The organism is Streptomyces sp. NPDC058525, assembly GCF_042719495.1.
Lineage (GTDB): Bacteria > Actinomycetota > Actinomycetes > Streptomycetales > Streptomycetaceae > Streptomyces.
Genome location: NZ_JBHXNP010000095.1, coordinates 1 through 24,736 on the forward strand (window position 1 = coordinate 1; position 24,736 = coordinate 24,736).

A 24,736-nucleotide genomic window follows, 5' to 3' on the forward strand; every position below is an offset into this window, starting at 1 on the left:
ACCCAGCGCAGCCCACATCCAGCCCCGCCGGCGCTTGAGGCGCGGGGCCCGGGGCGGAGCCCCGAATGCTTGGCGCGGCCCCCGGCGGAGCCATCGGCGCGGCTACTGCTGCCGCAGCGCCCAGCCCCGCTCACGCAGCTCGGCCGTCAGGCCGGCGACGGCCCGCGGCTCGACCATCAGCTGCACCAGACCGGCCTGCTGCCCCGTCGCGTGCTCGATCCGCACGTCCTCGATGTTGACCCCGGCCCGCCCCGCGTCCGCGAAGATCCGCGCCAGCTCGCCCGGCTGGTCCGAGATCAGCACGGCCACCGTCTCGTACAGCGTCGGCGCGGCGCCGTGCTTGCCCGGCACCCGCACCCGCCCCGCGTTCCCGCGCCGCAGCACGTCCTCGATCCCGGCCGCGCCGCCCCGCCGCTTCTCCACGTCGGCCGACTGGAGCCCGCGCAGCGCCTCGACGGTCTCCTCCAGGTCGGCCGCGATGCCGGCCAGGACGTCGGCGACGGGCCCCGGGTTCGCCGACAGGATCTCCACCCACATCCGCGGGTCGGAGGCCGCGATCCGGGTGACGTCCCGTATGCCCTGCCCGCACAGCCGGACGGCCGTCTCGTCGGCCTCCTCCAGCCGCGCGGCGACCATGCTCGACACCAGCTGCGGGGTGTGGGAGACCAGCGCCACCGCCCGGTCGTGGGCGTCCGCGTCCATGACCACCGGTACGGCCCGGCACAGCGACACCAGCTCCAGCGCGAGGTTCAGCACCTCGTGGTCCGTGTCACGGGTCGGGGTCAGCACCCAGGGGCGGCCCTCGAAGAGGTCCGCGGTGGCGGCCAGCGGCCCCGACCGCTCCTTGCCCGCCATCGGGTGCGTGCCGATGTACGCCGTCACGTCGACGCCGAGCGCCTCCAGCTCCCGCCGCGGCCCGCCCTTGACGCTGGCCACGTCCACGTACGCGCGCGCGGCCCCGCGGCCGATCGCGTCGGCCAGCGTCGCCGCGACGTGGGCCGGGGGCACGGCGACGATCGCGAGGTCGACCCTGCCCTCGGGAGCCTCGTCCGTGCCGGCCCCGAGCGCGGCCGCGGTGTGGGCCTGGGCGGGGTCGTGGTCGACGAGGTGGACGGTGATGCCGCGGCTGGTCAGCGCGAGCGCCGCGGAGGTGCCGATCAGTCCGGTTCCGATGACGACGGCGGTTCTCACGGGGCACTCCAGGGTTGCGTTCGGCGAGGTGACGGGCTGTCGGGCCAGGGTAGCCAGCCCGGACGCCGCGAGGGCCCGGCGCCCGCCCAGTGGGACGGCGGCCGGGCCCCGGCGGGCAGCCGTGTCAGAGCTTCTGCGCCTTGATGATGTCCTCCAGCGAACCGGACGGGACCGAGCCGTTGGGCGTCAGCTTGTCGACGGCCGTCGGCAGGGCCTGCGCGATCTCGGCCGCGGCGGCGTCGGGGGTGACGCCCGCCTGCTCGGCGACCTTCTGGAGCGTGTCGTCCGGCAGCGCCTCCTTGATCTGGTCGGCGCTGACCGGCTGGTTGGTGCCGGTGCCGACCCAGGACTGCGCCTGGTCGACGAGGCCGGACTTGGTGAGCATTTCCAGCAGGCCGGCGAGCGGGTTGTTCGCGGCGCCTCCGGCCGCCTGCGCACCGCCCGCGCCGCCCGCGCCGCCGCCCATGAGTGCGCCGAGCAGCGAGCCGAGAATGTTGCCTCCGCCGCCGGCACCGCCGCTCTGGCCGCCGCCGAGGAGGCCGCCGAGAAGGGAGCCGAGGTCGTTACCCGCCATGGTCCTGCCTTTCGCAGAGGGACCGGGCCGCACGAAAGCGGCGTACCCGGCTTCAAGACACGGACAATGTCACCCAAGCCGGGCATGGCCGCCACTTGGCGCACACACCTCAGGAGGCTGCGGTAGAACGATCGGCATGATCTTCCATCTCGTCCCGCTCGCCGACTGGACCGCCGCACCCGAGCGGCCGTACGCCCCGCCCTCGCTCGACTCGGAGGGTTTCGTGCACTGTTCGGCCGACCGGCCCACGGCCCTCGCGATCGCCGACGCGCACTACCGCGCGGTACCGGGGATCCTGCTCGCGGTGGAACTCGACGAAGCCGCCCTGGCCGCCGAGGTCCGCCGCGAGAGTGAATCCGGCGGCCGCTACCCGCACGTCCACGGCCCGTTGAACCGCGAGGCCGTGGTCCGCGTGTGGGAGGTCGTACGCACACCCGGCACCCCCGCCTCACTGGCACCGTGGGAGCCGGGCCACCGAAACGGCGCGGTGGGCTTCTCCTGAGGCCCGCCGCAGGCCAGGATGCTTTCGCCCGATCCGGCCACGAAGCGAGGAGAAACCATGAGCGACCCCACGCGCACCGCCCGGCGTACGGTACTGACGGCCGGCGCGGCCGCCCTGGCAGGCGGCGCGCTCACCGCCTGCGGCGGCGGTGACGGCGACAAGACGCCGGCGAACGGATCGGCGTCCGAACCCGCCGCGTCCGCGTCCCGGCCGGCCACGTCCCAGGAGCCCGCGGCGGCCGAGAAGGTCATCGCCAAGGCGGCCGAGGTGCCGGTGGGCGGCGGCAAGATCCTGAAGGACGAGAAGCTGGTGATCACCCAGCCCACCGCCGGGTCCTTCCGCTGCTTCTCGGCGGTCTGCACCCACCAGGGCTGCCTCGTGAACAAGGTGGAGAACAACAGCATCGTCTGCCCCTGCCACATGAGCACGTTCGAGGCCACGGACGGAGCGGCGACCAAGGGCCCGGCCACCCGGCCGCTGCCGGAGAAGAAGATCAAGGTCGCGGCGGACGGCGGTATCTCGCTCGCCTAGCGGCGGCCCCGTGCCTAGGCTCCCCGGATGGACGAACTGACGCTGGTACGGGACCACACGGTCTACCGGTGCGTGATGGGATCCCGGGCCTTCGGACTGGCGACGGAGGCGAGCGACACCGACCGGCGCGGTGTCTACCTCGCCCCGACGCCGCTGTTCTGGCGGTTCGAGAAGCCCCCCACGCACGTGGAGGGCCCGCGGGACGAGGAGTTCTCGTGGGAGCTGGAGCGCTTCTGCGAGCTGGCCCTGCGCGCCAACCCGAACATCCTGGAGTGCCTGCACTCCCCGCTGGTCGAGCAGGTCACCCCGGTAGGCGAGGAACTCCTCTCGCTGCGCGAGGCCTTCCTCTCCCGCCGGGCGCACACCAGCTTCAGCCGGTACGCGGCCTCCCAGCACGGCAAGCTCCTCGCGGACGTCCGCGTCCACGGCGCCCCGCGCTGGAAGCACGCCATGCACCTGCTGCGCCTGCTGCTGTCGTGCCGCGACCTGCTGCGTACGGGCCGCCTGACCCTCGACGCGGGCCCCCACCGCGACCGCCTCCTGGCGGTCCGCCGCGGCGAGCTCACCTGGGCCGAGGTGGACACCTGGATGTCCCGCCTGACGGCCGAAACCGACGCGGCCCTGACCACGACCCGCCTCCCCGAATCCCCGGACCGCGCCCGCATCGAGGACTTCCTCATCCGCACCCGCCGCGCGTCAGCGCACTAGCTCCCGCCACCGCACGCCGAAGGCGTCGAGCGCGTCGAGCGCGTCGCGGGGATCAGGCGTCCCAGAGCGCGCCGAAGGCCAGGAGTTCGTCGCGGTATTCGATGCGGCCCTCCCAGGCGCGGGGCCAGATGTCCGCGCCGAGGTGGGCGCCCGCGAAGGCGCCGGTCAGGCAGGCCAGGGAGTCCGAGTCGCCCGAGGTGCAGGCGGCGCGGCGCAGGGCCAGGAGGGGGTCCTGCGGGAAGAGCAGGAAGCACTGCAGGGCCGTGGCGAGGGCCTCCTCGGCGATCCAGCCCTCGCCCGTGGTCAGGCAGGGGTCCGTCTCCGGGGACGGGGTGCGCAGGGCCGCCGCGAGCCGGTCCAGGACCGCCAGGCAGTCGTCCCAGCCGCGCGCCATGTAGGACTCCGGGGAGGCGTCGCCGGCCGTGCGCGTCCACAGGTCGCCGAGCCAGCGCTCGTGGTAGCGGGTGCGGTTCTCCAGGGCGTACGAGCGCAGCCGTCCGACCAGGCCCGTCACCTCGGTGCCCTGCGCGAGCAGGTACACGGCCCGGGCGGTGAGGTCGGAGGCGGCCAGGGCCGTCGGGTGGCCGTGGGTGAGGGCCGACTGGAGCTGGGCCGCGCCCGCCCGCTCCTCCTCGGTCCAGCCGGGGACCAGCCCCACCGGCACCACCCGCATGTTCGCGCCGCAGCCCTTGGAGCCGATCTGGCTGGCGTCCCGCCAGTCCCGCTCGGGGTGGTTCAGCAGCGAGCAGGCCTTCAGGCAGGTGCGGCCGGGCGCCCGGTTGTTCTCCGGCGAGTGGTACCAGTCGACGAACTCCTCCCGGACCGGCCGGGCGAGGCGCAGCGGGCCCACCCGGCCCCGGTCGGCCGCCGTCCGTATGCCGCGCGCCAGGGCGAGCGTCATCTGGGTGTCGTCCGTGACGAACGCCGGCCGGGGCAGTTCCATCTCGCGCCACGGGCCGGTCTTGGCGAGGATCGACGGAACGTCGTTGAACTCGGTGGGGAAGCCCAGGGCGTCCCCCAGGGCGAGGCCGATCAGCGCGCCGGTCGCCGCGCGCTTGGGATTCGTCGTCATCGTGTGCGTCCTTCCGAGGGGCGGAGCAGGGGCGGGTGCAGGGCGGTCGCCGGACCGGGCCGGTACAGCGCGGCGGGTTTGCCGCGGCCTCCGGTCAGCCGGGCGGCTCCCGGTACGGCCTCGACGAAGCCGGGTGTGGCCAGGACCTTGCGGCGGAAGTTGGGGCGGTCCAGGGCGGTGTCCCAGACCGTCTCGTAGACGGCCTGGAGCTCCCCGAGGGTGAACTCGGGCGGGCAGAAGGCGGTGGCCAGGCAGGTGTACTCGAGCTTCGAGCCGACCCGTTCCCGGGCGTCCGCCAGGATCACGGCATGGTCGAAGGCGAGGGGCCCGACCCCGTTCACCGGCACCCAGCCGGCGTGGGCCGCGTCCCCGCCGCCCTCCGCCGCCGGTTCCGGCAGGTCGGCGACGAGCGCGGTGAAGGCCACCGAGACCACCCGCATCCGGGGGTCCCGGTCCGGCTCGCTGTAGGTGCGCAGCTGCTCCAGGTGCAGGGCCGCCACCAGGTCAGGCGCCAGCCCGGTCTCCTCGGCCAGCTCGCGCCGGGCGGCGCTCTCCGCGGACTCCCGCGGCATGACGAACCCGCCGGGCAGCGCCCAGTCCCCCTCGTACGGCTGCTGCCCGCGCCGGATCAGCAGCACGTGCAGCAGCCCGCCGCGCACGGTGAAGACGGCGAGGTCGACGGTCACCGCGAACGGCACGAAGGCGGAAGGATCGTAGCCCGCGGGCAGCGCCCCGCTCATCGGGTCTCCGGCAGCGGATCGGCGAAGTGCCAGCCCTCGGCGAGCAGTTCGTCGACGGCCGTCACCGCGGCCGCCAGCCGCTGCTCGCGGTCTCCCCGTACGACGAGGAAACGCCGGCCGGTGCGTTCCAGTTCCTCCCTGAACCGCCCGGTCATCCAGGGCCGCAGGTGCGGGCCGTCGCGCAGTCCGTCGTCCTCGAAGGGGACGTCCGCGTCGTCCGTCAGCAGGTACAGGTGGCGCGTGGTGAGGGAGGCCGTCTTCTCGACCTCCTCGCTGCGCCCGCCCGTGTACCGCTCGTGCCAGATGCCGGTGGCGAAGGAGTCGGTGTCGCAGAACAGCACCGGCGAGCCCAGCCGGGCTGCCCTCTCCTCGTCCGCGTCCTGGCGCCGCGCGATGACCGGGAACTCCCGCGAGGTGAAGCTGACGTCCTCCCAGGTGGCCGCGGGGTGGGCGGCGCGCGCGGCGGCCAGCTTCTCCTCGCTGTAGCGGCGCCCGTACTCGGCGACCCAGCCCGTCCCGGCCCACACGCCGCCGCGCCGCCGGTAGTGCCCGGCCAGTGCCCGCGACAGCGTGGTGGTGCCGGTGGACTCGGCGCCGAGTACGACGACGCGCCGGGCCAGGGAGGCCCGCACGGCGGGTCCCAGGTAGTCCCAGCAGCCCGCGGGGTCGGCCCGTACGGCCGTCCCGGAGACCGGGAACAGCGTTCTGGCCGGGTCCACGCAGACCTCCTCGGCGCCGAACCTGCGCGCGAGTTCGACCCCGTACGCCTCCGAGGTGAAGACGGCGTCGACGGGCCTGCCGACCGCTTCCCGGAAGACCGCCATGTGGGCCTCCCAGACCGCCGGGTCCGTCAGGTCGACCGGGATGTCGTCGACCGCGCCGACGACGTCCGCTCGGGGGTGCTCCTCGCGCATCCAGGCGACCCGGTCGGCGAGCGGCACCGACTCCACGGAGGCCGCGCAGACCAGTACGGTCAGCCGGTCGCAGCGGTCCTGCGCGGTGCGCACCAGGTGGTGGTGCCCGGCGTGCGGCGGATAGAACTTGCCCAGGACCAGCCCGTGCCCGTAGCGCTTCACGCCGTCGCTCCCAGGGCCGTACGGGCGCCCGGCGCGGGCAGCGTGCGGCGCCAGCCGGCCAGCCCGGCCACGCAGAGCGCGAGGAAGCCGACGTAGAGGGCGGCGGTCAGGTAGAGGCCCTTGTGGGCGTACAGCGGGATGTACACGAGGTCGGCGGCGATCCACAGCCACCAGGACTTGAGGAGCTTGCGGCACTGGCCGTTGGCGATGCCGATCGGCCAGTTGGCGATGTGCTGGCGGGCCACGAGCCACACGCACAGGGCACCAGTGGCGAATCCGAGTACCTCGGTCCAGCTCATGACGAGCCCCCACTCCCCTTAATGGTCAGGTTGACTATAAACAGAGCGGAGGTGGCCGGGCAAGCGAAAAGCCCGCAGTGCCGGGGGCACTGCGGGCTCTTCGTCCCGGTATCGGGGGTATTGCGGGTACCCGGGGGTACCGCGGGGTCCTACAGGCCGACCTCGCGCATCAGCATGCCGACCTCGGTGTTGGTCAGGCGGCGCAGCCAGCCGGACTTCTGGTCGCCGAGCTCGATCGGACCGAAGGAGGTGCGGACGAGCTTCTCGACCGGGAAGCCGGCCTCGGCCATCATGCGGCGGACGATGTGCTTGCGGCCCTCGTGGAGGGTGACCTCGACCAGGTAGTTCTTGCCGACCTGGTCGACGACGCGGAAGTGGTCGGCGCGGGCGTACCCGTCCTCCAGCTCGATGCCGTCCTTGAGGCGCTTGCCGATCTCGCGCGGCAGCGGGCCGGTGATCGCCGCGACGTACGTCTTCTTCACGCCGTACTTCGGGTGCGTGAGGCGGTGGGCCAGCTCGCCGTGGTTGGTGAGCAGGATGATGCCCTCGGTCTCGGTGTCGAGCCGGCCGACGTGGAAGAGACGCGTCTCACGGTTGGTGACGTAGTCGCCCAGGCACTGGCGGCCGTCCGGGTCCTCCATGGTGGAGACGACACCGGCCGGCTTGTTCAGCGCGAAGAACAGGTACGACTGGGTGGCGACGGTCAGGCCGTCGACCTTGATCTCGTCCTTCGGCTGGACGCGCTTGCCCTGCTCCAGCACGATCTCGCCGTTGACCTCGACGCGGGCCTGCTCGATGAGCTCCTCGCAGGCGCGGCGCGAACCCATGCCGGCGCGGGCGAGCACCTTCTGCAGACGCTCGCCCTCCTCCTCGGCACCCGGGAAGGTCTTGGGGGTCTTGATGACCGGCTTGTCGGCGTACCGGTCGCGCACGCGCTCCTCGATCCGCGCGTCCAGCTCGCGCGGACGGGACTGGCCGCTGCGGCTGCCGGGGCCGCGGCGCGGGCCGCCGGCCCCGCCGATGCCGGGGGTCTTGGAGGTCTTGGGGCCGCCCTTGGCACCGCCGCGCGCGGACGCGCCGCGGGCGCCGCCGCCGCCGGCCTTGGGGCCGCTGCGGCCGGAGCGCTCGCCCTCGGGGCCGACGTCGTAGCGGCGCTCCTCGGGGCGGGGGTTGCGGGGGCGCTGGGGGGCCTGGTCGCGGTCGCGGTCACGGTCGCGCGAGCCGGAGCCGCCGCCCTGGTAGCCGCCGCCGGAAGAGCCGCCGCGGTAGCCGCCCCCACCGGAGGAGGAGCCGCTGCCGCCGCGGTAGCCGCCACCGCCGGAGGAGCTGCCTCCGCGGTAGCCACCGCCACCAGAGGAGCTGCCGCCTCGGGAGGAGCCGCCGCCGGAGGAGCTGCCGCCGCGGGAGGAGCCGCCGCCGGAGGAGCTGCCGCCTCGGGAGGAGCCGCCGCCGGAGGAGCTGCCGCCGCGGGAGCTACCGCGTCCGCCACCACCGCCGCCGCCGCTGTTCCTGTTGCCGCCGCCGTTGCCGTTGCTTCGCATCAAATGTCCGTCGTCTTGTCGTCGTCTTCATCAGTGTCCGGTGCGTCCGGATCGAACGACGGCACACCTTCTTGCGTCTCGGCTTCGATCGCGTCCGCCTCGGGGAGGAAGGGCGCGAGCTCCGGGAGCTCGTCCAGGCCGCGCAGGCCCATCCGCTCCAAAAAGTGGTTCGTCGTCCTGTACAGGATCGCACCTGTTTCGGGTTCCGTCCCCGCCTCCTCCACCAGACCCCGCTGGAGGAGGGTCCGCATGACCCCGTCGCAGTTGACTCCGCGGACCGCCGAAACCCGGGAACGGCTCACCGGCTGGCGGTACGCGACGACCGCCAGGGTCTCCAGCGCCGCCTGGGTGAGACGGGCCTGCTGGCCGTCCAGTACGAAGCCCTCGACGGCCGGGGCGAACTCGGCCCGGGTGTAGAACCGCCACCCGCCGGCGACCAGGCGCAGCTCGAAGCCGCGGCCCTGGAGCGCGTACTCGTCGGCGAGCTCGCGCAGCGCGTCCGCGACCTCCCGCGGGGTGCGCTCCAGCACCTTGGCGAGGTGCGCCTCGGTCGCGGGCTCGTCCACGACCATGAGCACGGCCTCCAGCGCCGGCTTCAACGCAAGCCCGGCCACGTCGGTACTCATCCCTTGCTCATTCCTTGCTCATTCCTTGGCCTCCACGATCTGGTCGAACTCGTCGGTCACGGTCGGCATGCCGTCGCCGTCCCCGCCGCTCCAGCGCACGGTGAGGGTCTTCAGGGCCTCCTCCTGGTCCAGGACCACCGCCTTCTCTCGGTAGAGCTCGAGGAGGGCCAGGAAGCGGGCGACGACGGTGAGGGTGTCCCCCGCGTCCTCGGTGAGCTCCTGGAAGGTGGCCTCGCCGCGGGCCTTCAGCATCCGCACGACGAGCGCGGCCTGCTCGCGGACGCTGACCAGCGGCGCGTGGATGTGGTCCACGTACACCTGGGGCTTGACCTTGGGCTGCATGGCCTTGACGGCGAGCCGGGCGAAGCCTTCGGGGCCGATGGTGATGACGACCTCGGGCAGCAGGTCGGCGTGGTGCGGTTCCAGGCCGACGGTGCGGGGGTAGCGGCGGCCCTCGGCCTCCGCGCGGTCCTCGAAGATCGTGGCGATCTGTTTGTACGCCCGGTACTGCAGGAGCCGGGCGAACAGCAGGTCCCGGGCCTCCAGCAGCGCGAGGTCGGCCTCGTCCTCCACCTCTGCGGCGGGCAGCAGCCGGGCGGCCTTGAGGTCGAGCAGGGTGGCGGCGACGACGAGGAACTCGGTCGTCTGGTCGAGGTCCCAGTCGGGCCCCATGGCCCGGATGTGGGCCATGAACTCATCGGTGACCTTGGACAGCGCGACCTCGGTGACGTCGAGCTTGTGCCGCGAGATCAACTGCAGCAGCAGATCGAACGGCCCCTCGAAGTTGGCCAGCCGCAACGTAAACCGCCCGTCGCCTCCGGCGGGGCCAACGCTCTCGGGCCCACCCGCCCCGGGGCCGCCTGCGGCGGGTCCGACCGCTCCGGACCCACCCACCACGGTGCCGCCTGCGGCGGGCCCGGCAGCCGCGGAGCCGGCCTCGGCGTCGCCCGTCCCCAGGCCCCCTGCGGCGGGGCCGATGGCCACGGGGGCCGGGCCCCCGGCTGCCGCGCGGCCGTGCGCGAGGCCGGCTACGGCGTCGCCCGCCACCGGGCCGGCTGCCGCGGGGCGGGGGGCGGCCCCGCCAACGGCCGTCGCGTCGCCGCCGACAGCCGGGCCGGCAGATGCGGAGGCCGCGCCACCAGCGGCCGGGCCGCCGCCTGTGCGGCTGACGGATTCGGGAGCCTCAGCTGCCCGGACCCCGGTGTCGCCTGCGGCTTCAGTGGCGGCCACGGCTGCGGTCGACGCGCCGGCGCCTGCGGGGCTCGTGGCTACGGAGGTGGGCTCAGCCGCGTCCGGTGAACCGCCGCCACCGGCGGGGTGCTCGGCGTCCGGGGCGTCGGGCGGGGTCGCCTCCGGCGGGAGAACACGGTCCGGCGTACCGGCGCCTCGGCCTTCCGGGGGCTCCGGGGGGCCTTCGCGACCCTCCGTGGGGGCGTCAGGCGCTGCGGGGGTGCGTTCGGGGTCTTCCCCGGGCCCGGACGGTCCGGGGCGCTCAGCGGGCGCCTCGGGGGCCTCTCCCGGCGCGCCGGGGCCGCGTCCCAGGGGTCGGCGGGCGGGTCGGCCGGGTTCGGCGGGGAGGGGCATCGCGGTCCATGGTCGTGCGGAGGGGATGACGCGGCGGCCATCGGGCCACAGCGTGCCCCCACCCTAGGGTGCGTCCCGCCCATCGGACCGGACCGGCCCGGAGCGTCCGCAGCCGTTGCCGCACCGCGCGGCCCAAGCCGTCCGCAGCCGTGCCCCGCGAAGGGGGCCGCAGCCTTTGGCACAGTGCGTCTGCGCCAGACCAGAAGCGAGCACGGGCCCCGGGGCCCGCAGGCCGGGAACGGCCTGTGAGCCCCGGCCCCAGAAGCTTCGGCGGCCTGACCGGAAGAGGCGTGAGGCCCCAGCCTCAGAGGCTTCGACAGCCAACCGTGGGCCCGGGCCCCGAGGCTTCGGCCCGGAGGCCTGGAGGGGCGTGCCCCCGCCCCGGAGGCTGCGGCGGGGGGCCGGGAAGCCCGTAGAGGCGTGGCCCCGGCCCAGAAGCTTCGACGGCCTGGCCGGAAGAGGCATGAGGCCCCAGCCCCAGAGGCTTCGACAGCCGACCCTGGTCCCCGAACCCCGAGGATTCGGCCGGGAGGGGCGTGCCCCCCGCCCCGGAGGCTTCGGCCCGGAGGCCTGGAGGGGCGTGCCCCCCGCCCCGGAGGCCGGCAGGTCGGGAGGGGCGCGGCCCCGGCCCAAGAGGCTTCGGACCCGGAGGGCCGTGGCCCCCGACCCGGCGGCTTCGGCCCGGAGGCCTTGAGGGGGCGTGGCCCCGGCTCGGAGGCTTCGGCCCGGAGACCGGGAGGCCGGGAGGCCCGGAGGCCCGGAGGGGCGTGGCCCCGGCCCCGAGGGTTCGGCCGGGAGGGGCGTGGCCCCGGCCCCGAGGGTTCGGCCGGGGGGTCGGGAGGGGCGTTGGTCCCGGCCCTGGGGGGGGTTGGGCCGTGGGGCGGGTTGGTGGGAGGTCAGCGGCCTCGGAGGCGGCGGACCAGGATGCTGGCGTCGCCGCGGGATTCCAGGTCGGCCAGGACGACCGCCACCGCCTCGCGGACGATGCGGCCCCGGTCGACCGCCAGCCCGTGCTCGCCGCGCAGCACCAGCCGCGCGTGTTCCAGGTCCATGAGCTCCTCGGCGGAGACGTAGACGGTGATCTTCTCGTCGTGCCGCTCGCGCCCGCTGGGCCGCCGGTTCGCGCCCCGGCCCTGGCCCTTGCCGCGTCCGCCCGCCCCCGGGGCCGCGGGGGCTCCGTTGACAGAACCTTCCTGCGACCGCCGGGGTGCTCCCACCACGGATTCCGTGCCCGCCTCGGCCTCCCGGCTCCGGCCCTCCCCCGCCGCGCCCTCGGCCGAGGAGGCCGCGTGCTCGGCGGCGGGCGCCTCGTCGGCGCCCCGCCTCGGCGAGGAGGACTGGAGGGCCATCCCGCCGGTCGTACGGAACAGTTCGTCGGCTCCGGGCAGACTCACTCGGCGTGACACCGGGCGAGCACCTCCCTGGCGAGCTGGCGATACGCGGCGGCGCCGACGGAGTTGGAGGCGTACGTCGTGATGGGCTCGCCGGCGACCGTGGTCTCCGGGAAGCGCACCGTGCGGCCGATCACCGTGTGGTAGACGTGGTCGTCGAAGGCCTCGACGACGCGCGCCAGCACCTCGCGGCTGTGCACCGTACGGGAGTCGTACATCGTGGCGAGGATGCCGTCGAGCTCCAGCTCCGGGTTGAGCCGCTCCTGCACCTTCTCGATGGTCTCGGTCAGCAGCGCCACCCCGCGCAGCGCGAAGAACTCGCACTCCAGCGGGACGATGACCTTGTGAGCCGCCGTCAGGGCGTTCACGGTCAGCAGGCCGAGCGAGGGCTGACAGTCGATCACGATGTAGTCGTAGTCCGCCATCAGGGGCTTCAGGGCCCGCTGCAGGGTGGACTCGCGCGCGACCTCGCTGACCAACTGCACTTCGGCAGCGGACAGGTCGATGTTGCTCGGCAGCAGGTCCATGTTGGGGACCGCCGTCTTGAGCAGCACCTCGTCGGCCGACATGCCCCGCTCCATGAGCAGGTTGTAGACCGTCAGGTCGAGTTCCATCGGGTTCACGCCGAGACCCACGGACAGCGCGCCCTGCGGGTCGAAGTCGACGAGCAGCACGCGGCGCCCGTACTCGGCGAGCGCGGCACCCAGGTTGATGGTCGACGTGGTCTTGCCCACGCCGCCCTTCTGGTTGCACATCGCGATGATCTTCGCCGGACCGTGGTCGGTCAGCGGACCCGGGATGGGGAAGTACGGGAGCGGGCGTCCGGTCGGGCCGATCCGCTCACGGCGCTGGCGGGCAGCGTCGGGGGCGAGGGTGGCCGCGTACTCGGGGTCCGGTTCGTACTCCGCGTCGGGGTCGTAGAAGTGCCCTTCGGGCACGTTTTCGTAGTCGGCGAAACCCACGGGCTTTTCGCCGCTCAGGTCGCCGGCCCTGGAGTTCACGTCTAGGCCGTCCATGCTCTTTTGGGGCGTCGTCATGTGCTGGTGGTTTGCGAAGGTGCGGACTGCGACGGAGCCGACAGCCTCGAGCCCGGCGGGGTTCTGGCCCCGCTCCGGCACGCCTGCTCGACCACCCCCAGGAGCAAATGTCGACTCATTCACAAGTCGTCTTACCTCCTCGGACGTGACCAGGACACTTATCGATAGGTCAGCGTGGCACCATGCCGACGGTTGGCGACTCTATGGCGTGTCACCGCTCAGCGGCAACACAATCCGCCGGACCCGGCACGATGTGTCGGCAACCGAACACCACTCTGTCAAGGGCGCACGAGCTGTCGCCGCGAAGTTTCGCGGGTGTGCGAAAGGGTTAAAGGGTTACGTTCGAGGCGAGTTGAGCGGCTCTCCGGCGCACCCCGCGAACACGTCCGGCCGGACCTTGCGGGCAAGGTCCGGCCGGATACGTGAGATTGACGTCAGTCGTTGACGTGTCAGCCGAGCAGCGTGCTCAGCTCGAGGGTCTCGAGGCCGTGGGCCTCGGCGACCGGACCGTAAACGACCTGGCCGTCATGGGTGTTGAGGCCCAGTCCGAGCGCCGGGTCACGACGCAGCGCCTCGACCCAGCCGAGGTTCGCGAGCTGCACGATGTAGGGCAGCGTGGCGTTGGTCAGCGCGTAGGTGGAGGTGTTCGGCACCGCGCCCGGCATGTTGGCGACGCAGTAGAAGACCGAGTTGTGGACCCGGAAGGTCGGCTCGGCGTGGGTGGTCGGACGGGAGTCCTCGAAGCAGCCGCCCTGGTCGATCGCAATGTCGACAAGGACACTTCCGGGCTTCATCTTGGCGACGAGCTCGTTGGTGACCAGCTTCGGGGCCTTCGCACCCGGGATCAGCACGGCGCCGATGACGAGGTCGGCCTCGACGACGGCCTTCTCCAGCTCGTAGGCGTTGGAGACGATCGTCTTGATCTTCGTGCCGAAGATCTTGTCGGCCTCGCGGAGCTTGTTGATGTCGCGGTCGAGCAGGGTCACGTGGAAGCCCATGCCGATGGCGATCTGCGCCGCGTTCCAGCCGGAGACGCCGCCGCCGATGACCACGCACTCGCCGGCGTGGGTGCCGGGGACACCGCCCGGGAGCACGCCGCGGCCGCCGGCCGAGCGCATCAGGTGGTAGGCGCCGACCTGCGGGGCCAGCCGGCCCGCGACCTCGGACATCGGGGCGAGCAGCGGGAGCGCGCGGTTGGCGAGCTCGACCGTCTCGTACGCGATGGCGGTGGTGCCGGACTCCAGCAGGGCGTCCGTGCACTCGCGGGAGGCCGCCAGGTGCAGGTAGGTGAAGAGGGTCTGGTCCTTGCGGAGGCGGTGGTACTCCTCCGCGATGGGCTCCTTGACCTTCAGCAGCAGGTCAGCGGTCGCCCAGACCTCGTCCGCGGTGCCGAGGATCTCGGCGCCGGCCGCGACGTACTCGGCGTCCGTGATCGAGGAGCCGACACCGGCGTTCTGCTCGATGAAGACCTGGTGGCCGTTGCGGACCAGCTCATGCACACCGGCGGGCGTGATGGCGACCCGGAACTCGTTGTTCTTGACCTCGCGGGGGATGCCGACCTTCATCGTCGATCACGGTCCTTGGCTCAGGGGAAATTACGGGGCACTTCCATACATACCCGCCCACAAGAACGCGCAACGGGATGCACCACGGGATGACGTGGTGAAGCCAGTTTAATGAAGGATTAACGCGTGTCTAGCCTTGCAAACAAATAATCTTAGTCGGATCCACTACGGATTTCGCAGGCCGCAGGGTCGTCTCCCAGCAATCTGTCGGCCGCCGACCGGTGCAGCCTCGCCGCTGCCGGGTCCCCCAGCCGGTCGAGCGTGTCGGCCAGCCGGACCTGGAGCGCGGCCTGCAGCCGCTGGTCCCCGGCGCGCCGCGCCAGCTCCACCGCCTCCCGGCAGGTGTGCAGCGATTCCTCGGGGCGGCCGGCGTACTCCTGGACCCGGGCCATCTCGCTCAACGCCTTTGCCTGGCCCGGTACATCGGCCAGCCGCCGGTAGCCCGCGGCGGCGGCCCGCCAGCTGCGCAGCGCGTCCCCGTACCGGCCCGCGTACGTGTGGACGTTGCCGAGCCGCCCGTACAGCCGCGCCTCGTCCGCGCGCTCCCCGCGCGCCAGGGCCTGGGCGAGCGCCCGGCCGAACCAGTCGGAGGCCCGGTGCCAGTCCGCCAGCTCCTGGTAGGCACCGCCTACGGATTCCATCGCGCGGCCGGTCGCGTACGGATCGTTCGCCGCCCGTCCGGCGTCCAGCGCGGCCCGGTAGCGGTCGAGCGCCTCCTGGGTCCGGCCGGTCTCGGCGTCCAGGTCGGCCAGGTTCAGCAGCGCGGCCGCCTGCTCCCGGTGCAGCGCGCGCCGCTCGGCCACGTCCAGGACCAGCCGGTGCAGCCCGTACAGCTCGGGCGCGGCCTCGGCGGTGCCGCGGTGCTCGGCGAGGGCCCGTACGAGCGCGGCGATCAGCCGCCGGGCCAGGGTGTCCAGCTCCCCGTCGGCCACGGCCAGGGCCGCGGCCGACGAGAGCGCGGGCAGCCGGGTGTCCAGCCAGGTGGCGGCGGCCCGCCGGTCGGGGAAGCGCAGGGCGCGCGGCACCCCGTCCAGCTTCTCCCGCAGTCCGTCCCCGTAGTCCCCGTAGTCCCCGCCGGCCTCGTCCGTTCCGGCCATGGCCCGGCAGGAGTGCAGCAGCCGTACGGTGCGCTCCAGCATCCGGGCCCGGGCGAGCTGGACCTCGGCCGGGCGCTCCTTGGCCTCGAGCAGGGCCTGGAGCAGCGGCGCGAGGCAGCCGGGCAGCAGGTACTGGCCGTTGTGGGCGTGGCGCAGCAGGCCGAGCCCGGCGAAGTCGTCCAGCGTGGACTGGGCCGCGGCCACCGAGCAGCCGGCGAGGGCGGAGGCGGTGTGCGAGTCGACGATCCCGGCGGGGGCCAGCGGCAGCAGCCGCAGGGTGCGCTGGGCGGGCTGGGGCAGGGACTCGTAGACGAGGCGGAAGCCGCGGGGCAGCGGACCGCCGACGCCGGCGGGCATGTCGTGCAGCTGCTTGGCGACGTCGGCGACGGAGGCCTTGGGGTGGGCGGCGAGCCAGCCGCCGACGAGGGCGAGCGCGGCGGGCTGGCCTCCGCACTCCTCGGCGAGGGTCTCGGCGGCGCGCGGGTCGGCGGTGACGCGGGTGTCGCCGATGCGCTGCGCCAGCATCTCCACGGCGGACGGCGTGTCGAGTCCGCCGAGGGTGCAGGGCCGCACGTCGGGGATGCCGGTGAGCGGTCCCTCGGCGGTGACCACGACGAGGCACTCGGGGGTGTCCGGCAGCAGGGCGTCGACCTGGTGGGGGTCGGCGGCGTCGTCGACCAGGATGACCACGCGGCGCCCGTCGAGCGCGGTGCGCAGGGCCGAGCTGAGCTCGTCCTCGCCGGCTCCGGGCGGGGTGGTCCGCCCGAGTCCTTCCAGCAGGCCGCGGACGGCGCGCTCGGTGGCCAGGGTCTCCCCGCCGGGTGCGGTCAGCCGGGTCCGGAGCAGCCCGTCGGGGTACTGGTCGGCGACCTCGCGCACGAACGCCTCGGCGAGCGCGGTCCGTCCGGACCCCGGCCGGCCGGCGACCAGCAGCACGCGGGCGCGGGGGGCCTTGGCCTTGCGGCCCGAGAGGGTGTCGAGCCCGGTCCGTGCGATGTCCTCGCGCAGCTCCTTGAGCTCACGCCGCCGCCCGACGAAATCCGTCACGGATCCGCTCCTCTCCCTGCCTTCGGATTGCGAGCGTAGTTCACGCAGAGCGACGACTTGGGTGGAGCGCGGCGGGCATATCCCCTGATCGGATCAGCGGATGGTCCGCTTTTCGGTTCGCGGGGCTGGGCCGTGCGGGCCGGGCGGGGCCGACCGGCCCCGCCGGGGCGCGGGCGCGGCGGCTACGCGTCGTACGGGCGGGCCTGCCAGGGGGCCGTGGCCGGGCGCAGCGCGTCGGGGCCGTCCGCGGCCAGCGCGGCGGACAGGGCGAGGACCCCGGTCACCAGCGCCGCGTTGCCCAGTTCGCCCGCCAGGACGCCCCGTACCAGGTCGGGCAGCGGCACCCAGGCCAGTTCCATGTCCGCCTCCTCCGAGCCGGTCTCGGCGTACCGCTCGCCCTCGGCGTCGGAGACGCCCCGCGCGAGGAAGACGCGGACCGCCTCGTCCGACCCGCCCGGCGAGGCGTAGAAGTCGGCCAGCACCCGCCAGTCCTCCGCCTTGACGTGCGCCTCCTCGTACAGCTCCCGCTGGGCGCCGAGCAGCGGGTTCTCCCCCGGTACGTCGAGCAACCCGGCCGGCAGCTCCCACAGCCGGCGCCGCACCGGGTGCCGGTACTGGCTGAGGACCAGCACCCGGCCGGCCTCGTCCAGGGCCAGCACGCACACCGAGCCCGGGTGCACCTGGTAGTCGCGGCGGGCCGTCGATCCGTCCGGCATCCGGACCTCGTCGGAGTTCACCGCCGTCTTGGCGCCCTGGAACGGCCGCTGGGTCGACCGTGTCTCCCAGGATTCCGACGTGTCCTTGACGTTCATGCCCGACCCTCCACAACGCGCGACAGCCGGGGTACGGCAGATCCGTACCCCGGCTGTCTACGTTATGCCGTCAGGCGATCACTTCGCGGACTGCTGCCGCTCCACGGCCGCCTTGACCAGACCCGCGAACAGCGGGTGCGGGCGCGTCGGGCGCGAGCGCAGCTCCGGGTGGGCCTGGGTGGCCACCAGGTAGGGGTGCACCTCGCGCGGGTACTCGACGTACTCGACGAGCTTGTTGTCCGGGGAGGTGCCGGAGAAGACGATGCCCGCCTTCTTCTCCAGCTCGCCGCGGTAGGCGTTGTTGACCTCGTAGCGGTGGCGGTGGCGCTCGTCGACGTACGCCTGGTCGCCGTAGACCTCGCGCACGATGGAGCCCTCGGCGAGCTTCGCCGGGTACATGCCCAGGCGCATGGTGCCGCCCAGGTCGCCCGCGCCCTCGACGAAGGCCAGCTGCTCCTCCATGGTCGAGATGACCGGGTGCGGGGTGGAGGCGTCGAACTCGGTGGAGTTGGCGTCCTCGATGCCCGCGAGGTTGCGCGCGGCCTCGATGACCACGCACTGCAGGCCCAGGCACAGGCCGAGCAGCGGGATCTTGTTCTCGCGGGCGTAGGTGATCGCGCCGACCTTGCCGTTGACGCCGCGGTCGCCGAAGCCGCCGGGCACGCAGATCGCGTCCACGTCGCCGAGCACGGCGGCGGCGCCGGCCGGGGTCTTGCAGTCGTCGGAGGTGACCCACTTGATCTGGACGCGGGCCCGGTTGGCGAAACCGCCGGCGCGCAGCGCCTCGGTCACCGAAAGGTAGGCGTCGGGCAGGTCGATGTACTTGCCGACGAGCGCGACCTTGACCTCGTGGTCGGGGTTGTGGACCCGGTCCAGCAGGTCCTCCCACACCGTCCAGTTGACGTCGCGGAAGGGCAGGTCGAGCTTGCGGACGACGTACGCGTCCAGGCCCTCGGTGTGCAGCACCTTCGGGATGTCGTAGATCGACTTCGCGTCGATGGCCGCGACCACGGCCGCCTCGTCGACGTCGCACATCAGCGAGATCTTGCGCTTGATGGAGGTGGGCACGTCGCGGTCGGCGCGCAGCACGATCGCGTCGGGCTGGATGCCGATGTTGCGCAGGGCCGCGACCGAGTGCTGGGTGGGCTTGGTCTTCAGCTCGCCGGAGGGGCCGATGTAGGGCAGCAGCGAGATGTGCACGACGAAGACGTTGTCGCGGCCGACCTCGTGGCGGACCTGGCGGACGGTCTCCAGGAAGGGCAGCGACTCGATGTCGCCGACGGTGCCGCCGACCTCGGTGATGACCACGTCGACGTCCGCGGTCGCCATGCGGCGGATGCGGTGCTTGATCTCGTTGGTGATGTGCGGGATGACCTGCACGGTGTCGCCGAGGTACTCGCCGCGCCGTTCCTTGGCGATGACCTGCGAGTAGACCTGGCCGGTGGTGACGTTGGCCGAGCCGTCGAGGTCGACGTCGAGGAAGCGCTCGTAGTGGCCGATGTCCAGGTCGGTCTCGGCGCCGTCGTTGGTGACGAACACCTCACCGTGCTGGAACGGGTTCATGGTGCCGGGGTCGACGTTGAGGTACGGGTCGAGCTTCTGCATCGTGACCCGAAGACCGCGCGCCTTCAGCAGCGCACCCAGGCTGGAGGCCGTCAGGCCCTTGCCGAGGGACGAAGCGACACCCCCGGTGACGAAGATGTGCTTGGTCGTCATGGCTGTGCTGTTTCGAAAAGCAGCGGGCGGCGTCGCCAAGAGGGGGCTCCCGTGGTCGCGAGGTGAGGTGCGTCCGGCGCCGGCCACCGTCGATCCGGAAGGGTCTCAGGGGGCGCCGAAGCTGCGGTTTCGGGGCTCCTGATTCGCACAGGCAGACCACCGGTCCACGGGGTACCAGCCTATCAGCGCCCGGGCCCGTCTGCCTCCGGCCACGCGGCGCGGGGGTCTCGTACGGGAGCACGGGCGAGGCGGGGCGGCGGGGTCGCGGCAGGTCACCCGTTTGGCCTAGTCGCATTCTTCCGCGGCTGAAGGAGATCACTAGGGTGCCGTCATATCCTGCTCGGATACCGCACACATCACCGCCGAGCAGTCCGTCGCACGGCCTCACCGAGCCGATATACGGAATCATGGGCTCGACGCGGAGATCCCCACCCACAGGAGACCGCGCAACCGCGCAATGCAAGCGCCCTTCGGGGCGGACGTGGCCGTTCGACTGGAGATGCAACGTGTCCGGGCGCATCGAGGATTACGCACTGATCGGGGACATGCAGACCGCCGCGTTGGTCTGCCGGGACGGGGCAGTGGACTGGTTGTGTCTGCCACGTTTCGACTCCCATGCCGTGTTCGCGAGCATTCTCGGCACCGAGGATCACGGATTCTGGCGGATCGGCCCTGCCTTCCCTCCCGACAACGAACCGCCGAGGGCCACCCGGCGCCGCTACCGCGGTGACTCGCTGGTCCTGGAGTCGGAGTGGGACACGCCGCGCGGCACCGTCCGCGTGATCGACTTCATGCCGCCCCGCGAGGGCCACGCCCCCCAGCTGATCCGGATCGTCGAGGGCGTCAGCGGGCGCGTTCCGATGCGTTCGGCACTGCGCATGCGCTTCAGCTACGGGCGGGTCGTGCCCTGGGTGCACAAGGTCGACGGGCGCACGGTAGCCGTCGCCGGACCCGACTCGGTCTGGCTGGACACCGAGGCGCAGACGTACGGCAAGGACCTGACGACCTACTCCGACTTCACCGTCGGCCCCGGCGACCGGATGGCCTTCAGCATCAGCTGGCAGCCCTCGCACCGCGGCGCGCCGGAGTCCCCCGACGCCGAGGCGGCCCTCGACTCCACCACCGAGTTCTGGCGCGAGTGGGTCGAGCAGTGCACCTACCACGGGCCCTACCGGGAGGCGGTGGTCCGCTCCCTGATCACCCTCAAGGCCCTCACGTACGGCCCCACCGGCGGCATCGTCGCCGCGCCGACCACCTCCCTGCCCGAGGAGATCGGCGGGGTCCGCAACTGGGACTACCGCTACACCTGGCTGCGCGACGCCGCCATCACCCTGTCCTCGCTGCTGCGCACCGGCTACCGCGAGGAGGCCCGCGCCTGGCGCGAGTGGCTGCTGCGCGCGGTCGCCGGCGACCCGGAGAACCTCCAGATCATGTACGGGATCGCGGGCGAGCGGGAGCTCGGCGAGACCGAGCTGGACTGGCTGCCTGGCTACGAGAACTCGCGCCCGGTCCGCGTCGGCAACGGCGCTGCGGGCCAGCTCCAACTCGACGTCTACGGCGAGGTCACCGAGGCCCTGCACCTGGGCCACATGACCGGCCTCGCCCGCAGCGACTACGCCTCGCTGCTCCAGCTCAAGCTGATCCGCTACCTGGAGACCCACTGGGACCAGCCCGACGAGGGCATCTGGGAGGTGCGCGGCCCGCGCCGGCACTTCGTCCACTCGAAGGTGATGGCCTGGGTGGCCGTGGACCGCACGATCAAGCTGATCGAGAGCGGGGACGCGGACGGGCCGCTGGAGCGCTGGCGCGAGCTGCGCGACGAGATCCACCAGGACGTGTGCGAGAAGGGCTACGACAAGGAGCGCAACACCTTCACCCAGTCGTACGGGTCGAAGGAGCTGGACGCCTCCCTGCTGCTGATCCCGCAGATGGGCTTCCTGCCGCCGGACGACAAGCGGGTCATCGGCACCATCGAGGCGATCCAGCGCGAGCTGTCCACGCCCGACGGGTTCATCCTGCGCTACCCGACGGCGGGCGAGGAGGCCGGTGTGGACGGCCTGGAGGGCGACGAGGGGGCCTTCCTCGCGTGCTCGTTCTGGATGGCGGACGACCTGGCGATGATCGGGCGGGTGGACGAGGCCCGCCGGCTGTTCGAGAGGCTGCTGTCCCTGCGCAACGACCTCGGGCTGCTGGCGGAGGAGTGGGACCCGCGGCTCCAGCGCCAGGTCGGGAACTTCCCGCAGGCCTTCAGCCACGTTCCGCTGATCGACACGGCACTGCGGCTGACCGCGAGCGGGGCCTACGGGGGCTAGCCGCGGGCGGGTCGTACGGGGGAGGCGGCGCCCGGGGGGCTCGGATCCCCCGGACGGGTCGTACGGGGGAGGCGGCGCCCAGCGGGCTCGGATCTCCGGCGCCCCTTGGTCCTCCTGCCGCGCCCCGGTGATCGCCTCCGCCTACTCTGGAAGGGTCCTACGCCCTTCTCGGAAGGGGGAGGCCATGGCGCCCCTGTCGAAGGCGGGCACGGCGCTCGCCTTGCTCCGCGAGGATCTGGCCGGCGACGTCTTCGCCCCGGACGACCCGGGCTACGACGAGGCCCGGACCGTCTTCAACTCGATGATCGACCGCAGGCCCGCCGTCATCGCCCAGTGCACGAGCCCGGCCGACGTGGTGACCGCCGTACGGTTCGCCCGCGATCTCGACCTGAAGATCGCGGTGCGCGGCGGCGGCCACAGCGTCTCCGGCTCCGCCCTCGGCGACGGCGCCCTGGTGGTGGACCTGCGGCGGATGCACGGGGTCACCGTCCACCCGGGGGCCCGCGCCGTACGGGTCGAGGGCGGGGCCACCATGAGCCACCTGGACCGGGCCTGCGCCCCCTACGCACTGGCCACCACCGGCGGCCGGGCCTCCACCACCGGCGTGGGCGGCTTCGTCCTGGGCGGCGGCAGCGGCTGGCTGGACCGCACCTGCGGGCTGGCCGTGGACAACCTGCTGGGCGTGGAACTGGTGACGGCCGACGGCACGGTCGTGGAGACCACCGCGGAGGAGCACCCGGAGCTGTTCTGGGCCCTGCACGGCGGCGGCGGGAACTTCGGCGTGGCCACCGCGCTCACCCTGCGCCTGCACGACCTGCCCGCCATGTCGATCGCGTTCCTGCTGTACCTGCCGGAGTACGGGCCCGAGGTGGTGCGGACCTACCGGGACGTCATCGAAGGCGGCCCGGCGGAGGCGAGCGGCGGCGTGATCTACCTGACCGGCCCGCCCGACGACGATTTCGTACCGCCCCATCTGGCCGGACGGCTGATCTGCGCGGCGCTGGTCACGTACGCGGGCCCGGAGGACCCCTTGCGCGAGCTGGCCGGCCCGCTGCTGGCGCTGCCGCACGAGGCGGCGATGGTCACCACGATCCCGTACGCCGATCTGCAGTGCATGATCGACGACCCGCCGGGGCTGCGGAACTACTGGTCGGCGGAGTACCTGACCGGTGCGCCGGACGCGTTCGTCGACGTGTTCTGCGCGCGGGCCGCCTCGATGCCGGTGCCGACCGGGACCCAGCACATCCTGTTCCCGCAGGGCGGCGCGATCGCCTCGGGCCCGGCCGACTACCCGGTGCCCTACCGGGACTCGGCCTGGGCGGTGCACCCGTTCGGGATCTGGGAGGACACGGCCGACGACGAGCGGTGCCGCCAGTGGGTCAAGGACGTCCGCGCGGACGTCGAGCCGTGGAGCACGGGCGCCGTGTACCTGAACTTCCTCGGCGACGAGGGCTCGGACCGGGTCGTCTCGGGGCTCGGCGCGGACAACATGCGGCGGCTGGGGCAGGTCAAACGGGAGTACGACCCCGACAACGTCTTCCGCTTCAACCACAACATCCGGCCCGCCTGACGCTTTCGTGACCGGCGGGTGATGCGCTCGGAACAGGACGGCCGGTACCGTCCCGCGATATGGACGATCAAGGCGGAATCACGGTTCAGCGGGCACTGGAACTGCCGGGGCTGCGCAGCGGGCTCCCGGAGGTGGTGGCCTGCGCCGACCGGCTGGGCCGGACCGTCCGCTGGGTGCACGCGGGCGAGGTCCCGAACATCGCCTCGCTGCTCAAGGGCGGCGAGCTGCTGCTGACCACGGGTCTGGGCCTCGGCACCCGGCCCGCCGAGCAGCGTGCCTTCGTACGCCGCCTCGCGGACCGGGGGATCGCCGCGCTGGTGGTCGAGCTGGGCCCGCGGTTCACCCGGCTCCCGGCGACCCTCGTGGAGACGGCCCGCGCGGCGGGCCTCCCGCTCGTCCAGCTCCACCGCGAGGTCCCCTTCGTCACCGTCACCGAAGAGGTCCACACCGAGATCGTCAACCACCACTACGCGCTGCTCCAGCGGGCCGAGGAGGTGCACCGGCGATGTACGGAGGCCCTCCTGGGCGGCGGTGGCATCCCCCAGGTGCTGCGGATCGTGGCCGACTTCACGGGCAACCCGGTCTTCCTGGAGACGCCGGACGGGCAGCTGCTGTACGCGGCCGGCAGCTCGGGCGGTGACGCGGGCGCCGACCCGCTCCAGGTGTGGGAGGGCCTGCGGGGCCAGCGCGAGGCCGAACCGTCGGCGAACACGGTGGTGATCGACGTACCCGGCGGTGGCCACGGCACGGGCTCGGTCCGGGCCCGGGTCGTGCTGGTCGGCGTCTCGGCGCCGCTGCTGCCGGTGCACCGGATGGCGGCGGAGCGCACGGCGGGGGTCCTGGCCGTCGTGCTCATGCAGGCGCGGCAGGAGGACGAACTGGCGGCGCGCGGCCGCGGCGACTTCCTGACGGACCTCGCCGAGGGCCGCATCACGGCCGAGGACGCCCCCGCGCAGGCCCGCGTCCTGGGCTTCCGGCCCGGCGCGGGACCGCTGCTGCCGATCGTGATGCGCCTGTCGACGGACCTCGGCCCGTCCGGGAACTGGGCCGTCCTGGCCCGCGCGGTCCTGGAGGAGCTGTCGTCGGTCGGGGTCCCGGTGCTGCTGGGAGTGCGCCCGGTGGAGGGGCGGGTGCCGCTGCTGGTCTCGCTGCGCGCGGAGTCGGAGCGCACGGCGGTGGCCGACCGGGTGGCGGCGGCGCTGCGGGCGGGCGTGGAACGAGCGGGCCTGGACCGGGCCTCGGCCCCGCCGGCCGTGGTCGTTGGGGTCGCGGGCGGCTGGGCGGCGGCCTCGGCGGGCCTGCGGCACGCGGCGGAGACCGCGACGGCGGCCCACGGGCTGCCGGCCCGGCCCTGGTACGACGCCCGGCGCCTCGACATCGACCTGCTGCTGTGGCGGCTGCGCGAGCATCCCGACCTGGCGGCGTTCGTGGACCGTGCGATCGGGCCGCTGCGCACCCACGACGCGACCTCGCGGCCGCCGCTGCTGCCCACGCTGGAGACGTACCTGGCGCACGCGGGCCGCAAGGCGGAGACGGCCCGCGAGCTCCATCTCAACCGCCAGACCCTGTACAACCGGCTGGCCCGCATCTCGGAGCTCCTGGGCACCGACCTGGACGACCCCGAAACGGTCCTCGCCCTCAGCCTGGCCCTCCGGGCCCGCCGCCACGCCCCGTCGCCTTCCTGACGCGCCGCTCGCACCACTCGGCGCCGGGGCGCCTCCGGCTTCGCGCCGCTGCGCCGGACT

21 protein-coding genes are annotated in these 24,736 nt (G+C 73.3%); 6 read left to right on the plus strand and 15 right to left on the minus strand.

From position 1 onward, the window contains the following. Positions 1 to 102: 102 nt before the first annotated feature. Complete coding sequence (locus tag ACFWP3_RS32745) at positions 103 to 1,203, minus strand: prephenate dehydrogenase (RefSeq protein ID WP_384228374.1); 1,101 nt, start codon at positions 1,201 to 1,203, stop codon at positions 103 to 105. A 112-nt stretch (positions 1,204 to 1,315) separates the two neighbouring features. Next, entirely contained in the window at positions 1,316 to 1,765 is a 450-nt protein-coding gene (locus ACFWP3_RS32750; RefSeq protein ID WP_384228312.1) for a YidB family protein, read from the minus strand. Positions 1,766 to 1,901: 136 nt separating this feature from the next. Here ACFWP3_RS32750 and ACFWP3_RS32755 point away from each other — a divergent pair, with 136 nt between their 5' ends. The 3 genes from ACFWP3_RS32755 to ACFWP3_RS32765 are packed head-to-tail and all read left to right on the plus strand — an operon-like array spanning position 1,902 to position 3,506. Further along, positions 1,902 to 2,267: a DUF952 domain-containing protein gene (locus ACFWP3_RS32755; protein ID WP_384228314.1), complete on the plus strand. Its 366-nt coding sequence runs from the start codon at positions 1,902 to 1,904 to the stop codon at positions 2,265 to 2,267. Between the two features lie 57 nt (positions 2,268 to 2,324). Further along, entirely contained in the window at positions 2,325 to 2,798 is a 474-nt protein-coding gene (locus ACFWP3_RS32760; protein WP_384228316.1) for a Rieske (2Fe-2S) protein, read from the plus strand. A gap of 27 nt (positions 2,799 to 2,825) precedes the next feature. Continuing rightward, the gene (locus ACFWP3_RS32765; RefSeq protein ID WP_384228318.1) at positions 2,826 to 3,506 is read left to right on the plus strand and encodes a DNA polymerase beta superfamily protein; all 681 of its coding nucleotides are present in this window, start codon (positions 2,826 to 2,828) and stop codon (positions 3,504 to 3,506) included. A 52-nt stretch (positions 3,507 to 3,558) separates the two neighbouring features. On the opposite strand, the gene ACFWP3_RS32770 is transcribed toward ACFWP3_RS32765, so the two are convergent. From ACFWP3_RS32770 to ACFWP3_RS32830, 13 genes are all read right to left on the minus strand, one after another. After that, complete coding sequence (locus ACFWP3_RS32770) at positions 3,559 to 4,578, minus strand: ADP-ribosylglycohydrolase family protein (protein WP_384228321.1); 1,020 nt, start codon at positions 4,576 to 4,578, stop codon at positions 3,559 to 3,561. Continuing rightward, complete coding sequence (locus ACFWP3_RS32775) at positions 4,575 to 5,318, minus strand: NUDIX domain-containing protein (RefSeq protein WP_384228323.1); 744 nt, start codon at positions 5,316 to 5,318, stop codon at positions 4,575 to 4,577. The genes ACFWP3_RS32770 and ACFWP3_RS32775 overlap by 4 nt, the downstream gene beginning before the upstream one ends. Further along, the gene (locus ACFWP3_RS32780) at positions 5,315 to 6,394 is read right to left on the minus strand and encodes an AAA family ATPase (RefSeq protein WP_384228326.1); all 1,080 of its coding nucleotides are present in this window, start codon (positions 6,392 to 6,394) and stop codon (positions 5,315 to 5,317) included. The genes ACFWP3_RS32775 and ACFWP3_RS32780 overlap by 4 nt, the downstream gene beginning before the upstream one ends. Next, positions 6,391 to 6,693 (minus strand): nicotinamide mononucleotide transporter, encoded by a 303-nt coding sequence (locus ACFWP3_RS32785; protein WP_384228328.1) that lies wholly within the window; start codon positions 6,691 to 6,693, stop codon positions 6,391 to 6,393. Before ACFWP3_RS32785 ends, ACFWP3_RS32780 begins: the two co-directional genes overlap by 4 nt. Before the next feature lie 149 nt (positions 6,694 to 6,842). Continuing rightward, complete coding sequence (locus ACFWP3_RS32790; protein WP_384228331.1) at positions 6,843 to 8,234, minus strand: pseudouridine synthase; 1,392 nt, start codon at positions 8,232 to 8,234, stop codon at positions 6,843 to 6,845. Continuing rightward, complete coding sequence (gene scpB, locus ACFWP3_RS32795; RefSeq protein ID WP_384228334.1) at positions 8,234 to 8,860, minus strand: SMC-Scp complex subunit ScpB; 627 nt, start codon at positions 8,858 to 8,860, stop codon at positions 8,234 to 8,236. Before scpB ends, ACFWP3_RS32790 begins: the two co-directional genes overlap by 1 nt. Before the next feature lie 18 nt (positions 8,861 to 8,878). After that, the gene (locus tag ACFWP3_RS32800) at positions 8,879 to 9,658 is read right to left on the minus strand and encodes a segregation and condensation protein A (RefSeq protein ID WP_384228337.1); all 780 of its coding nucleotides are present in this window, start codon (positions 9,656 to 9,658) and stop codon (positions 8,879 to 8,881) included. Positions 9,659 to 11,340: 1,682 nt separating this feature from the next. Then, positions 11,341 to 11,850 carry a hypothetical protein gene (locus ACFWP3_RS32805; protein ID WP_384228339.1) on the minus strand — a complete coding sequence of 170 codons (510 nt, stop codon included), beginning with the start codon at positions 11,848 to 11,850 and terminating at the stop codon, positions 11,341 to 11,343. Beyond that, positions 11,835 to 12,953 (minus strand): ParA family protein, encoded by a 1,119-nt coding sequence (locus ACFWP3_RS32810; protein ID WP_384228341.1) that lies wholly within the window; start codon positions 12,951 to 12,953, stop codon positions 11,835 to 11,837. Before ACFWP3_RS32810 ends, ACFWP3_RS32805 begins: the two co-directional genes overlap by 16 nt. Before the next feature lie 368 nt (positions 12,954 to 13,321). Next, entirely contained in the window at positions 13,322 to 14,437 is a 1,116-nt protein-coding gene (gene ald, locus ACFWP3_RS32815) for an alanine dehydrogenase (RefSeq protein ID WP_384228343.1), read from the minus strand. Between the two features lie 152 nt (positions 14,438 to 14,589). After that, positions 14,590 to 16,629 carry a tetratricopeptide repeat protein gene (locus tag ACFWP3_RS32820; protein WP_384228376.1) on the minus strand — a complete coding sequence of 680 codons (2,040 nt, stop codon included), beginning with the start codon at positions 16,627 to 16,629 and terminating at the stop codon, positions 14,590 to 14,592. Positions 16,630 to 16,763: 134 nt separating this feature from the next. Continuing rightward, complete coding sequence (locus ACFWP3_RS32825; protein ID WP_384228345.1) at positions 16,764 to 17,393, minus strand: NUDIX domain-containing protein; 630 nt, start codon at positions 17,391 to 17,393, stop codon at positions 16,764 to 16,766. 78 nt (positions 17,394 to 17,471) lie between these two features. After that, positions 17,472 to 19,109: a CTP synthase gene (locus ACFWP3_RS32830; RefSeq protein WP_384228347.1), complete on the minus strand. Its 1,638-nt coding sequence runs from the start codon at positions 19,107 to 19,109 to the stop codon at positions 17,472 to 17,474. Between the two features lie 545 nt (positions 19,110 to 19,654). Between ACFWP3_RS32830 and ACFWP3_RS32835 the strand changes: the two genes are divergently transcribed. The 3 genes from ACFWP3_RS32835 (at position 19,655) to ACFWP3_RS32845 (ending at position 24,676) form a co-directional block, all read left to right on the plus strand. Further along, complete coding sequence (locus ACFWP3_RS32835; protein ID WP_384228378.1) at positions 19,655 to 21,421, plus strand: glycoside hydrolase family 15 protein; 1,767 nt, start codon at positions 19,655 to 19,657, stop codon at positions 21,419 to 21,421. Between the two features lie 184 nt (positions 21,422 to 21,605). After that, positions 21,606 to 22,991: an FAD-binding protein gene (locus tag ACFWP3_RS32840; protein WP_384228349.1), complete on the plus strand. Its 1,386-nt coding sequence runs from the start codon at positions 21,606 to 21,608 to the stop codon at positions 22,989 to 22,991. 59 nt (positions 22,992 to 23,050) lie between these two features. Continuing rightward, on the plus strand, positions 23,051 to 24,676 hold the full coding sequence (locus ACFWP3_RS32845; RefSeq protein WP_384228351.1) for a PucR family transcriptional regulator: 1,626 nt from the start codon (positions 23,051 to 23,053) through the stop codon (positions 24,674 to 24,676). The last annotated feature ends 60 nt before the right edge of the window (positions 24,677 to 24,736 follow it).

Excerpts from the sequence above, each read along its gene's own strand:
- ACFWP3_RS32750 (WP_384228312.1), bottom strand. The coding sequence starts at position 1,765 with ATGGCGGGTAACGACCTCGGCTCCCTTCTCGGCGGCCTCCTCGGCGGC.
- ACFWP3_RS32755 (WP_384228314.1), top strand. The coding sequence starts at position 1,902 with ATGATCTTCCATCTCGTCCCGCTCGCCGACTGGACCGCCGCACCCGAG.
- ACFWP3_RS32760 (WP_384228316.1), top strand. The coding sequence starts at position 2,325 with ATGAGCGACCCCACGCGCACCGCCCGGCGTACGGTACTGACGGCCGGC.
- ACFWP3_RS32765 (WP_384228318.1), top strand. The coding sequence starts at position 2,826 with ATGGACGAACTGACGCTGGTACGGGACCACACGGTCTACCGGTGCGTG.
- ACFWP3_RS32770 (WP_384228321.1), bottom strand. The coding sequence starts at position 4,578 with ATGACGACGAATCCCAAGCGCGCGGCGACCGGCGCGCTGATCGGCCTC.
- ACFWP3_RS32775 (WP_384228323.1), bottom strand. The coding sequence starts at position 5,318 with ATGAGCGGGGCGCTGCCCGCGGGCTACGATCCTTCCGCCTTCGTGCCG.
- ACFWP3_RS32785 (WP_384228328.1), bottom strand. The coding sequence starts at position 6,693 with ATGAGCTGGACCGAGGTACTCGGATTCGCCACTGGTGCCCTGTGCGTG.
- ACFWP3_RS32790 (WP_384228331.1), bottom strand. The coding sequence starts at position 8,234 with ATGCGAAGCAACGGCAACGGCGGCGGCAACAGGAACAGCGGCGGCGGC.
- scpB (WP_384228334.1), bottom strand. The coding sequence starts at position 8,860 with ATGAGTACCGACGTGGCCGGGCTTGCGTTGAAGCCGGCGCTGGAGGCC.
- ald (WP_384228343.1), bottom strand. The coding sequence starts at position 14,437 with ATGAAGGTCGGCATCCCCCGCGAGGTCAAGAACAACGAGTTCCGGGTC.
- ACFWP3_RS32825 (WP_384228345.1), bottom strand. The coding sequence starts at position 17,393 with ATGAACGTCAAGGACACGTCGGAATCCTGGGAGACACGGTCGACCCAG.
- ACFWP3_RS32830 (WP_384228347.1), bottom strand. The coding sequence starts at position 19,109 with ATGACGACCAAGCACATCTTCGTCACCGGGGGTGTCGCTTCGTCCCTC.
- ACFWP3_RS32835 (WP_384228378.1), top strand. The coding sequence starts at position 19,655 with ATGCAGACCGCCGCGTTGGTCTGCCGGGACGGGGCAGTGGACTGGTTG.
- ACFWP3_RS32840 (WP_384228349.1), top strand. The coding sequence starts at position 21,606 with ATGGCGCCCCTGTCGAAGGCGGGCACGGCGCTCGCCTTGCTCCGCGAG.
- ACFWP3_RS32845 (WP_384228351.1), top strand. The coding sequence starts at position 23,051 with ATGGACGATCAAGGCGGAATCACGGTTCAGCGGGCACTGGAACTGCCG.